Genomic DNA, 13,222 nt, shown 5'->3' with positions numbered 1-13,222 from the left:
CCACCACACCACGGAGAACACCTTGAACGCACAGCCGGTCCTTCCCGACGCGGCCGAGACCGACGGCCGGGTCGCCGTCGTCGGCCTCGCGGGCCGCTTCCCCGGAGCCGATTCCGTCGACGCTTTGTGGGAGCTGCTGGCCGCCGGCACCGAGGCGGTCAGCCGGTTCGGCCCCGAGGAACTGCGGGCCGCCGGCGTGCCGGACGCCGAGGCCGGCAAGCCCGGGTACGTGGCCGCCAAGGGGGTGCTGTCGGACGTCGCCGGCTTCGACTCCCAGCTGTTCGGCTACAACGCGCTGGAGGCCTCGGTCATCGACCCGCAGCAGCGCATCTTCCTGGAGTGCGCCTGGGAGGCGCTGGAGGACGCCGGCTGCGACCCCGACCGGGCGCGCGGGCCGGTCGCGGTCTACGCCGGCTCGCTGCTGAGCACCTACCTGATCCACAACCTGCTGCCCCGCACCGACCTGCGGGACTCGCTCGGCGTGCCGATGCTCTTCCAGGGCAACCAGCCCGACCAGCTCGCCGCCCGGGCCGCGTACAAGCTCAACCTGCGCGGCCCGGCGGTCAGCGTGCAGACCGCCTGCTCGACCTCGCTGGTGGCGGTGCACCTCGCGGTGCAGAGCCTGCTGTCCGAGGAGTGCGACCTGGCCCTGGCCGGCGGCGTCACCGTCACCGTGCCGCACCGCTCCGGCTACCTGCCGGTGCCCGGCGGCATCGAGTCACCGGACGGGCACTGCCGGCCCTTCGGCGCCGACGCGGCCGGCACCGTCTTCGGCAACGGCGCGGGCGTCGTGGTGCTCAAGCGGCTCGCCGACGCGCTCGCCGACGGCGACCGGGTGCACGCCGTCATCCTCGGCTCGGCCGTCAACAACGACGGCGCCAACAAGGCGGGTTACACCGCCCCCGGGGTGGCCGGGCAGACCGCCGTGATCCGCGAGGCGCTGTCCGTCGCGGGCGTCGCCCCGGACACCATCGGCTACGTCGAGGCGCACGGCACCGGCACCCCGATCGGCGACCCGATCGAGGTCGAGGCGCTCACCGCCGCCTTCCGTGCCGAGCAGGACGCCGACCTGCGCTCGTCCACCGGCTGGTGCGGCCTCGGCTCGGTGAAGTCCAACCTCGGCCACCTGGACACCGCCGCGGGCGTCACCGGCCTGATCAAGACCATCCTGACCGTCCGCAGCGGCCGGATCCCGGCCAGCCTGCACGCCGAGTCCGTCAACCCCGAACTCGGCCTGGCCGACAGCCCGTTCTTCGTCCCGGGCACCCTCACCGACTGGCCGGTCACCGCGGGCCCGCGCCGGGCCGCCGTCAGCGCCTTCGGCATCGGCGGCACCAACGCGCACGTGATCCTGGAGCAGGCCCCCGAGGCCGCCGCCCGCGAAGGCGCCGAGCCGACCCCGGTCCCGGTCGCCCTGCCGCTGTCCGCCCGCACCGGCGCCGCCCTGGACGCCGCCGCCGAGCGGCTCGCCGACGACCTCGCCGCCCACCCGGACCGTCCGCTCGCCGACGTCGCCCGGACCCTGCGCACCGGCCGCCGCCAACTCGTCCAGCGCCGGGTCGTGATCGCCCGGGACACCGCCGAAGCCGTGGCCGCGCTGCGCGACGGCGGCCGCCGCGAGTCCGTCCGGGCCCGCGCCGAGCAGGGCGCCGCCCCGGTCGCCTTCCTGCTGCCCGGCCAGGGCGCCCAGTACCCGGGCATGGCCCTCGGCCTGCACCGGGCGCACCCGGTGTTCCGGACCGCCCTGGACGAGGCCGCCGACCTGCTGCGCCCGCACCTCGGACTCGACCTGGTCGACCTGCTCCGCGACGGCGACGCCGACCAGCTGCGCCGCAGCTCGATCACCCAGCCCGCCGTCCTCGCGGTCGGCCACGCCGTGGCCGCCCTGTGGCGCCACTGGGGCGTCCGCCCGGCCGCCCTGCTCGGCCACAGCCTCGGCGAGTACACCGCGGCCCTGCTCTCCGGCGTCCTCGACCTCCCCGAGGCGCTCGCCCTGGTCGCCGCCCGCGGCCGGCTGATGGAGGACACCGCGCCCGGCGCGATGCTCGCCGTCCCGCTGGACGAGCCGGCGGCCGCCGACCTCGCCGCCCGGCACGGCCTGGACCTGGCCGCCGTCAACGGCCCCGCCGCCACCGTGCTCTCCGGCACCCCCGAGGCCACCGCACGCGCCGCCGCCGAACTCGGCGAGCGCGGCCTGCGCGCCCTGCCCCTGCCGGTCGACCGGGCCTTCCACAGCGCCCTGTGCGCCCCGGCCGCCGAGCGGTTCGCCGCCGAGCTGGCCAAGGTGACGCTGCGCGAGCCCACCGTGCCCTTCCTCTCCAACCTCACCGGCGACTGGATCACCCCGGAGCAGGCCACCGACCCCGGGTACTGGACGCGCCAGATGCTCTCCCCGGTCCGCTTCCACGACGGGCTCACCCGCCTGGCCGCGTTCGACGAGCGGACGGTGCTGGTCGAGACCGGCCCCGGCAGCGTGCTGACCGACCTGGCCCGCTCGGCCGCCGAGGGCACCGCCGCACCGCGGCTCGCCCAGCCGCCGCTGCCGACCCGGGGCCGGCGCGGCCCCGAGGACGAGCCCGGCAGCGCCGTCCTGGCCCTCGGCAGCCTGTGGACGCACGGCGTCCCGGTCGACTGGGAGCCGGTCGACGCCGCGGCCCGCCCCGCCGACCTGCCCGGCTACCCCTTCGAGCGGCTGCCGCACTGGATCGAGCCGACCGTCCCCGGCCGGGCGCCCGCCACCGCGCTGCCCGCCTCGGACCTCGACGCGGTCCACGCGACCGTCGGCTGGCGGCCGCTCGCCGAGCCCGCCGGGGACGACCCGCTGACCGGCCGCCGGCAGACCTGGCTGGTCCTGCTGGACCGCGCCGCCACGGCCCGGCCGCTGGTCGACCTGCTGACCGCGCGCGGCCAGATCGTCACCACCGTCCAGCCCGGCCCCGCCTACCGCCGGGTGCGCCGCGGCGTCTACGAGCTCGACCCGGCCGACCCGGCCCAGTACGCCAAGCTGCTCGCCGACCTGCGCGCCCTGGTCCGGACGCCCACCGCCGTCCTGTACGCCTGGGGGCTGGACGAGACCGCCGACGAGACCGACGGATACTTCGGCCTGGTCCACCTCGCCCGGGCGATGTCCGCCGAGAGCGTGGTGCACGAGGTGCGGCTCGGCGTGGTGACCGCCGGCGCCTTCCCGGCCTCCCCCGGCGAGCGGCCCCGGCCCGCCGCGGCCCTGCTCAGCGGCCCGGTCCAGGTGTTCGGCGAGGAGTACCGCAACCTGCGCTGCACCCAGGTCGACCTCGCCGCCGGAACCGCCCTCGACGAGGCCGCCGCCACCGCCGTGGTCCGCGCCGTGCTCACCGGCCCGGCCCGGCTGCTCGCCCTGCGCGACGGCGCCCTGCTCACCCGCACGGTCGAGCGCGCCGAGCGGCCCGTCCCGGCGGCCCCCGCCCGGGTCCGCCCCGACAGCACCTGGCTGATCACCGGCGGCCTCGGCGGCATCGGCCTGACCCTCGCCCGCTACCTGGCCAGGGCCGGCGTCGCCCGGCTCGTCCTGCTCGGCCGCGGCGCCGACGGCAAGGCCGCCGAGAACGCCCTCGCCGGACTGCGCGAGGCCGGCGCCGAGGCACTGGCCGTCCGCGCCGACGTCACCGACGCCGGGTCGCTGGACCGGGCGCTGGAGCAGGCCCGTTCGGCCTTCGGCCGGATCGACGGCGTCATCCACGCCGCCGGCCTGCCCGGCGGCGGCTCGGTCGAGCTGCGCTCCGACGACGACATGCGCACCGTGCTCGCCCCGAAGACCGCCGGCCTGCGCCACCTGCTCGACGCCCTGCACCCCGGGGAGGCCGAGGTGCTGGTGCTCTGCTCCTCGCTCGCCACCCTGATCCCGACCTACGGGCAGTCCGACTACGCCGCCGCCAACGCCTACCTCGACGCCGCCGCGGAGGCCGAGGCCGCCCGCGGCGAGCGCCACGCGGTGGCGGTCGACTGGGACATGTGGGCCGAGGTCGGCATGGCCAGCCAGGCCGAGGTCCCGGAGGCCCTGCGCGCCTTCCAGGCCGACATGCTGGCCGGCGCGCTCACCCCCGAGCAGGGCGCCCGCGCCTTCGCCGCCCTGCTGGACGGGCCGCCCGGACGGGCCGTGGTGGCCCGGGTCGGCGCCGGCGTCGTGGACGGCGCGCTGCGCACCTCCACCGCCCCGGCCGCCGAGCTGCCCCGGACGGCGGCCCTGCCCCGCCCCGAGCTCGCCACGCCGTACACCGCCCCGGCCACCCCGACCGAGGAGCGCCTGGCCGAGATCTACGCCGAACTGCTCGGCCTCGACCGGGTCGGGGTGGACGACGACTTCCTGGAGCTCGGCGGCCACTCGCTGCTGGCCGCCCAGGTCGCGGCCCGGCTGCGGGCCGAGTTCGAGGTCGACGTCCCCGCCCGGCTCTTCTTCGAGGGCGGCCGCATCGCCGACCTCGCCGTCGAGATCGAAGACCGCATCATCGCCGAACTGGAGCAGCAGTGACCAACCCCGCAGACCGGAACCCCCGGGGCCGCGAGGACCGCCTCGCCCGGCTCACCCCCGAGCAGCGCGCCGCCTTCGAGGCGCGCGCCCGGGGCCGCGTCGGCGCGGCCCCGGCCACCGCTCCGGGCTCCACCGCCGCCCCCGCACTGCCGCCGCGCGACCGCACCCGGCCCGCTCCGCTGTCCTTCGGCCAGGAACGGCTCTGGTTCGTGGAGCAGCTCGCCCCCGGCCTCGGGGTGTTCAACGAGTACGTCGGGCTGCGCCTCACCGGCCCGCTCGACGTCCCCGCCCTGGAGGCCGCGCTGACCGGTCTGGTCGAGCGGCACGAGGCGCTGCGCACCGTCGTCGCCGACGGCGAGGACGGACCGGTGCAGCGGGTGCTGGAGCAGACCGCCCCGGTGCTCCGGGTGGTCGGCCCCGCCGACGGCGAGGCCGACTGGAGCGCGGAGCGGGAGCGCGAACTCGCCGAGCGGGAGGCGGCCCTGCCGTTCGACGCGGAGCACGGCCCGATGCTGCGCGCCCTGCTGATCCGCTCCGCGCCCGAGCGCGCCCTGTTGGTCGTGGTCAACCACCACCTGGTCGGCGACGCCTGGTCCCGCTCGGTGCTGGTGGAGGAGCTCTGCGCCCGCTACCGGTCCTTCCGTGACGGCGGCCCGGTGCCCGAGCCGCTCACCGTGCAGTACGCCGACTGGGCGCAGTGGCAGCGCGCCGAACTCACCGACACCGCGCTGGCCGAGCCGCTCGCCTACTGGCGCGAGCGGCTGGACGGCGCCCCGCACGTCCTGGAGCTCGCCACCGACCGGCCCCGGCCGGCCGTGCCCAGCCACCGGGGCGGCCGGGTGCACTTCACCCTGGACGCCGCCACCACCGAGGCCGTGGAGCAGGCGGCCCGCGCCGCCCGGGCCACCCCGTTCATGGTCACCCTGGCGGCCTGGCAGGCCGTCCTGATGCGTCACTCCGGGCAGCAGGACGTGCTGGTCGGGGTGCCCACCGCGGGCCGCGACCGGCCCGAACTCGCCGGTCTCGTCGGCATGTTCGTCAACAGCCTGGTGCTGCGCTCGGACCTCTCCGGCGACCCGGCGTTCGGCGACCTGCTCGACCGGGTGCGGGAGACCGCGCTCGGCGCGCTCGCCCACGCCCAGGTGCCCTTCGAGCGTCTGGTCCGCGAACTGCGCCCGGACCGCGACCTCAGTCACGCGCCGCTCTACCAGGTGCAGTTCGGCTACCGGAACGTCCCGACGCCGGACATCGCGCTGCCCGGCGTCACGGTCGAACTCGTCGACCTGGACAACGGCCTGTGCCGCACCGACCTGAGCCTGGAACTCGCCAGGGACGGAGAACTCACCTCCGGCGTCTGCGAGTTCAGCCGGGACCTGTTCGACGACGACACCGTGCGCGAACTCACCGACGCGCTGCGGCGGGTCCTCGCCCGCGGCGCCGCCGACCCCGGCCTGCGGCTCTCCGAGCTGCTCGCCCTCACCCCCGTGGAACAGACCCTGCTGGCCTCCGCCGGGGACGGCGGCCCGCTTCCCGAGGACGCCCCGGACGTCCTGACCGCCTTCGCCCAGGCAGTCCGCACCCGCCCCGACAGCGAGGCCGTCCTGCCCGGCGGCCACCCCGAACTGGCCCTCACCTACGCGGGACTGGACGCCCGGGTCGACGAGCTGCTCGCCCGGCTGCGCGCCGCCGGGGTCCGCCCCGGCGACCGCGTCGGCCTGTGCCTGCGCCGCGGCACCGACCTGCCCGCGGCCATGCTCGCCGTGCTCCGGGCCGGCGCCGCCTACCTGCCGCTCGACCCCGACTACCCGGCGGCCCGGCTGGCCCACGTGGTCGAGGACGCCCGGCCCGCCGCCGTCGTGGTGCACGCGGCGACCCGCGACGCCGCGCCGGCCGGTGCGCCGCTGCTCGACCTCGACACCCCGGCCGGGGCCGACGACGCGTCCGCCGGGGCCGCAGGCGCTCCCGTCGAGGCCGCGCCGGTGGACCCGGACGCCCCCGCGTACGTCATCCACACCTCCGGCTCGACCGGCCGCCCCAAGGGCGTCGTCGTGCTGCGCCGCAACCTCACCGCCTTCCTGGCGGCGATGGACCGGGTGCTCGCCGAGCGCCCGGACGAGGCGGCCGACGCCGCCGGCGCCGACGGCCCGGCCGACGCCGGGCAGGCGACCTGGCTGGCCGTCACCAGCGTCTCCTTCGACATCTCCGTCCTGGAACTGCTCTGGACCCTCAGCCGGGGCCACCGCGTCGTGGTCAACCCCGACCCCGGCACGACGGCCCCCGTCCCGGCCGCCACCGCCGCCGTCACCCGGGTCACCCAGGCCCCGGCCGTCCCCGAGTTCAGCCTGTTCTACTTCGCCAGCGACACCGCCGGCGCCGAGCCCGGCCCCGGCCAGTACCGGCTGCTGCTGGACGGCGCCCGCTTCGCCGACACCAACGGCTTCTCCGCCGTCTGGCTGCCCGAGCGGCACTTCCACGCCTTCGGCGGGCCGTTCCCGGCCCCCTCCGTGCTGGCCGCCGCGATCGCCCAGGCCACCGAGCGGATCGGCATCCGGGCCGGCAGCGTGGTGCTGCCGCTGCACCACCCGGTGCGGGTGGCCGAGGAGTGGTCCGTCGTCGACAACCTGTCCGGCGGGCGGGTCGGCCTGTCCTTCGCCTCCGGCTGGCACGCCGACGACTTCGTCCTCGCCAAGGACTCCTACCAGGACCGCCAGGCGCTCACTGTCAGCGGGATCGAACAGGTCCGGCGGCTGTGGCGCGGCGACCGGCTGCCCTTCGAGGGACCCGGCGGCCGCACCGTCGACGTCGAGGTGCTGCCCCGCCCCGTCCAGGCCGAACTGCCGTACTGGCTCACCTCCTCGGGCAACCCCGAGACCTGCCGCACAGCCGGCCGGCTCGGCGCCCGGCTGCTGACCCACCTGCTGGGCCAGAGCGTCGAGGAACTCGCCGAGAAGATCGCCCTCTACCGCCAGGCCTGGCAGGAGGCCGGCCACCCCGGCCGGCCGCACGTCACCCTGATGCTGCACAGCTACGTCGGCGCCGACGCCGACGACGTCCGGGCGCACGCCCGGCAGCCGTTCCGCGACTACCTGCGCAGCTCGGTCGGCCTGATCGAGAACCTGGCCCGCGGCCTCGGCATGGACGTCCGCAGCAGCGACTTCACCGCCGAGGACCAGGAGGCCCTGCTCGACCACGCCTGCGCCCGCTACCTGGGCCACGGCTCGCTGATCGGCACCGCCGAGGAGTGCCTGCCGCTGGTGCAGCGGCTGGCCGCGGCCGGGGTCGACGAGATCGGCTGCCTGGTCGACTTCGGCGTCGACACCGACGTCGCGCTGGCGGCCCTGCCCCGGCTGGCCGAACTGCGACGCACCGCGGCCGCCGCACCGGCCACCGCCCGGACCGCCGGCGCGCCCGCCGAGACCGAGCTGACCGCGCTGATCCGCGCCCACGGCGTCACCCACCTGCAGTGCACGCCCTCGCGGGCCCGCACCCTGCTCGACGAGGCCGACCCGCAGGCCCTGCGCGGCCTGCGGCAGCTACTGCTCGGCGGCGAGGCCCTCGACGCCGACCTGGTGCGCCGCCTGGCCGGGCACCTCGACGGCCGGATCCGCAACATGTACGGCCCGACCGAGACCACCGTCTGGTCCACCAGCGACGAGGTCGACCCGACCGAGGGCGTCGTCACCATCGGCCGGCCGATCGCCGGCACCACCGTCCGCGTCCTCGACCCGTCCGGGCGACGGGTCCCCGTCGGCGTGCCCGGCGAACTCCTCATCGGCGGCGCCGGGGTGACGGCCGGCTACCTCGACCGGCCCGAGCTGACCGCCGACCGCTTCGTCGCCGACCCGGAGTCACCGGACCCGGCCGCCCGGCTGTACCGCACCGGCGACCTCGTCCGCACCCTGGCCGACGGCCGGATCCAGTACCTCTCGCGCAACGACCACCAGGTGAAGATCCGCGGCTTCCGGATCGAGACCGGCGAGGTCGAGGCCGCGCTCACCGCGCTGCCCGGCATCCGCCAGTGCGTCGTCACCGCCTACGGCCTGGGCACCTCCCGGGCCGCGCTCGCCGCCTACCTGGTCGCCGAGGACCCGGCCGCGCCGCCGGCCCCGGCCGAGCTGCGGGCCGCCCTGGCCGGACAGCTGCCGGGCTTCCTGATCCCGTCCCGGTTCATCCCGCTCGACGCGCTGCCGCTCACCGGCAACGGCAAGGTCGACCGCGCGGCGCTGCCCGCGCCCGAGTCCGTCCCCGCCGCCGGCCGCGACCGCACCCCGCCCGCCACGCCCACCGAGGAGCGGATCGCCGCGATCTGGCGCTCCGCCCTGCAGCTCGACGAGGTCGGCACCGAGGAGGACTTCTTCGAACTCGGCGGCCACTCGCTGCTCGCCGCCCGGATGGTGGCCGGCATCCGCGACGAACTGAACGTGCGGCTGCCGCTGCGCTCCCTGTTCGACTCGCCGACCGTGGCCGCCCTGGCCCGGGCCGTGGACGCGCTCGGCGCGGGCGGGGACGCCGAGGCGCCCGCCGAACGCACCGAACTGCTCCCCGACCCGGCCCGCCGCCACGAGCCCTTCCCGCTCACCGACGTGCAGCGCGCCTACTGGATCGGCCGCAGCGGCGCCGTCGGCGGCGACGTCGCCTGCCACCTCTACCTGGAGGTGGACGTCGCCGACGTCGACCCGGTCCGGCTCCAGGACGCCTGGCAGGCCATGGTCCGCCGGCACGACGCACTGCGCCTGGTCTTCGGCGAGGACGGCACCCAGCGCGTCCTGCCCGAGGTGCCCGCGTACGCGCTGGCCGTCGACGACCTGCGCGACCTGCCGGAGCACGACCGCGCCGAACGCCTCACCGGCACCCGTGCCCGGATGTCGCACCAGGTGCTGCCGGCCGACACCTGGCCGCTGTTCGAGCTGCGGGCCAGCCGCACCGGGGGCGCCGACGTCCGCCTGCACCTGAGCATCGACACCCTGATCGCCGACGGCGGCAGCGTGCAGATCCTGCTGCGCGAACTGCTCGCCGTCTACCAGGGCTCACTGGAGCCGCGCCCGCTCGAACTCTCCTTCCGCGACTACGTGCTGGCCGAGCAGGCCCGCCGCGAGGGCCCCGCCCTGCAGCGCGACCTCGACTACTGGCACGGCCGCCTGGAGACCCTCCCGCCCGCCCCCGCACTGCCGCTCGCCCGGCGCCCGGAGGAGCTGGAGCAGACCCGGTTCCGCCGCCGCGAGGCGCACCTGCCCACCGAGCTGTGGGACCGGCTGAAGAGCCGGGCCGCGGCCGGCCGGGTCACCCCGTCCGCGCTCGCCCTGGCCGCCTACTCCACCGTGATCGGCGCCTGGTCCGCAGCCGACCGCTTCACCCTCAATCTGACCCTGTTCAACCGGGTCGGCGACCACCCCGACCTGGCCGCCATGGTCGGCGACTTCACCGCGCTCAGCCTCTTCGAGGTGGACGGCGCGACCGCCGGCTCCTTCGCCGACCGGGCCCGCCGCCTGCAGGACCGGCTCTGGGAGGACCTGGACCACCAGCTGGTCAGCGGCGTCCGGGTCGGCGGCGAACTCGCCCGCCGGCGCGGGGTCGCCGAGGCGGCCATGCCGGTCGTCTTCACCAGCGAGCTCGGCGCCGACGGCGTCGGCGGCAGCCGGGTGCTGCGGGAGCTGGGCGCCGAGGTCGCCCACACCATCACCCAGACCCCCCAGGTCTGGCTGGACCACCAGATCTCCGAGGACGAGGGCCGGCTGCGGCTGACCTGGGACGCCGTCGAGGAGCTCTTCCCCGAAGGCCTGCTCGACGCCATGTTCGAGGCCTACACCGGCCTGCTGACCGCGCTCGCCGAGCGGCCCGACGCCTGGACGGACCCGTACCTCGGCGTCCTGCCCGCCGCCCAGCTCGACGCCTACCGCGCGCTCAACGCCACCGACGGACCGCTGCCCGAGGGACTGCTGCACGAGCCGTTCCTCACCCGGGCCCGGACCGCGCCCGGACGCACCGCCGTGGTCTCGGCCACGGGCACGGTGACCTACGGCGAGCTGGAGCGGGCCTCCGCCGCCGTCGCCCACGCACTGCGCGCGGCCGGCGTCCGCCCCGGCGACCTGGTCGGCGTGCGCGCCGACCGGGGCTGGGAGCAGGTGGCCGCGGCGATCGGCGTGATCCGGGCCGGCGGCGCCTACCTGCCGCTGGACGCCGGACTGCCGGCCGCCCGCGTCGCCCGCTCGCTGGAGCACGCCGGCGCCACCGCGCTGCTGGCCCGGGAGTCCTGGAACCCCGAGGACGCCGTGCCCGCCGGGGTCACCCTGCTGACCTTCGAGCAGGCCCTGTCCGCCCCGGCCGACACCCCGCCGGTCCCGGTGCCGACCACCCCGTCGGACCTCGCGTACGTCATCTACACCTCGGGCTCCACCGGTGACCCCAAGGGCGTGATGATCGACCACCGGGGCGCGCTGAACACCGTGGTGGACGTCAACGACCGCTTCCGGATCGAACCGTCCGACCGGGTCCTCGGGATCTCCTCGCTCGGCTTCGACCTCTCGGTGTACGACGTCTTCGGCACCCTCGCCGCCGGGGCCGCCCTGGTGCTGGTCGGCGCCGGCGAGGAGCGCGACCCGTCGCGCTGGTCGCGGCTGGTCGCCGAGCACCGGGTCACCGTCTGGAACTCCGTCCCCGCGCTGATGGAGATGCTGCTGGCGTACGCCGACGGCAACCCGGCGGCCGACCTGGAGTCGCTGCGCCTGGTCATGCTCAGCGGCGACTGGATCCCGGTCGGCATGCCCGACAACGTCCGCGCGCTGTCGCCCAAGGCCGAGGTGATCAGCCTGGGCGGCGCCACCGAGGCGTCGATCTGGTCGGTGCTGCACCCGATCGGCGCGGTCGCCCCGGACCGCCCGAGCATCCCGTACGGCCGCCCGATGCGGAACCAGGGCATGGTCGTCCTCGACGAGGCCTTCCGGCCGCGTCCGGTCGGCGTGGCCGGCGCCCTGTTCATCACCGGCGCGGGCCTGGCCGTCGGCTACCGCAACGCCCCCGGGATCACCGCCCGCGCCTTCCCGACCCACCCGGTCACCGGTGAGCGCCTCTACCGCACCGGCGACCTGGCCCGGCTGCTGCCCGACGGCGACCTGGAGTTCCTCGGCCGCGAGGACTCCCAGGTCAAGGTGCGCGGCATGCGGATCGAGCTGGGCGAGATCGAGTCGGCGCTGGTCCGGATGGACGGCGTGCGGGAGGCGGCGGCCCTGGTCGAGGGCAAGGGACTCGGCGCCAACCTCGCGGCCTACGTGGTCCGCGAGGCCGCCCGCCCGCAGCCCGCCGCCCCGGCCCCGGCGGCGGCCCCCGCCCTGGACGCCGAGCGGGTCCGCCGGCTGGAGGCGCGCCTGCGCCAGCCCGGCCGCCGCGCCGACCTGGCGGGCCGTGAGGTGCTGCCGTTCGGGCTGCCGTCCGACACCCTCGACCTGCGCCGCTCGGCCGCCCTGCGCGGCGCCGCCACCGGCTTCGCCGGCACCCCGGTCTCCCTCGCGGACCTGCACGCGCTGCTGACCGTGCTCGCCCGCCAGGACGAGGACGGCGTGCCCCGGTACGCCTACGGGTCGGCCGGCGGCCTGTACCCGGTGCAGACCTACCTGGCCGTCGCCCCGGGCGGGGTGGCGGGCCTGGCGGCCGGCACCTACTACGTCGACCCGGCCGGACCGGCGCTGGTCACCCTCGACGGCGCGCCCGGCGCGGCGCGGGCGCTCGACCCGGCGCTCTACAGCGAGGCCAACCGGCCGCTGATCGACCGGGCCGGCTTCGCGCTCTTCCTGGTCGCCCGGGGCACCGCGATCACCCCGTTGTACGGCGAACTCGCCGACCGCTTCTGCCTGCTGGAGGCCGGTGCGATGGCCCAGCTGCTCCGGCACCGGGCCGCCGACACGGCGGTGGCGCTCTGCCCGATCGGCGACGTGTTCCCCGAGCCGCTGCGCGGGGCGCTGCTGCTGGAGGACGGCCAGAGCGTGCTGCACACCCTGGTCGGCGGCCGGCCGCCGGGCACCGCGGACGACGCGCCGGACTCCGGCGCCGACTGGACGATCGGGCTGCGCGACGCGCTGGCGGAGCGGCTGCCCGGCTACATGGTGCCGCAGCGGGTCCGGCTGGTCGACGCGCTGCCGCTGTCCGCCAACGGCAAGGTCGACCGGGCGGCGCTCGCCCGCCTGGGCACCGCGCCGCCCGCCGCACCGGCCCCGCAGGCGCAGCAGGCCCCGCGGGCCCGGGCCGCCGCCCCGGCACCGGTTCCCGCCGCGCGACCGGCGGCACAGCCCGCCGCGCTCGGCGCGGTGGAGCGGCTCACCGCGCTGTGGCGGGAGGTGATGGACGGAGCGGAGGTCGACGTCGACACCAACTTCTTCGAAGCCGGCGCCAACTCCATCCACCTGGTCCGGGTCCAGCGGCGCATCGCCGAGGACTTCGGGCGGGAACTGTCGGTGGTCGAGATGTTCGACCGGCCGACCATCCGTCACCTCGCCGAGCTGCTGGAGCGCCCGGCTCCCGCCGCCGCGCCCGCCCGGCCGACGGCACCGGAGCCGACGGCGCAGCCGTCGCCGGCCCCCGAGGCCGGTGCGCCGACCGCCGGCGGCGACCGCGGCCGGCACCACGAACGGCGCCGCGCCGCCCGCCGGGGCGGCTCCGGCACCGGCCCGACCGGCTGACCCGGACGGCCGGCGGCCGGTCCCGGCACCCCGTGCCCGGACCGGCCGC

Annotated in this window: 2 protein-coding genes; both read left to right on the top strand. The window is 77.2% G+C overall.

Features of this window, described 5'->3' with window-relative positions; genetic code table 11:
- Positions 1-22 precede the first annotated feature (22 nt).
- Complete coding sequence (locus AB0D10_RS28505) at positions 23-4,504, top strand: SDR family NAD(P)-dependent oxidoreductase (RefSeq protein ID WP_360261811.1); 4,482 nt, start codon at positions 23-25, stop codon at positions 4,502-4,504.
- Complete coding sequence (locus AB0D10_RS28500) at positions 4,501-13,173, top strand: amino acid adenylation domain-containing protein (protein WP_360261810.1); 8,673 nt, start codon at positions 4,501-4,503, stop codon at positions 13,171-13,173. The genes AB0D10_RS28505 and AB0D10_RS28500 overlap by 4 nt, the downstream gene beginning before the upstream one ends.
- Positions 13,174-13,222: the final 49 nt, after the last annotated feature.

It is taken from the genome of Kitasatospora sp. NPDC048545 (assembly GCF_040651155.1).
Taxonomy (GTDB): Bacteria; Actinomycetota; Actinomycetes; order Streptomycetales; family Streptomycetaceae; genus Kitasatospora.
Note: the sequence above shows the minus strand (reverse complement) of the source record. Positions and strands in the feature narration are given on the sequence as shown.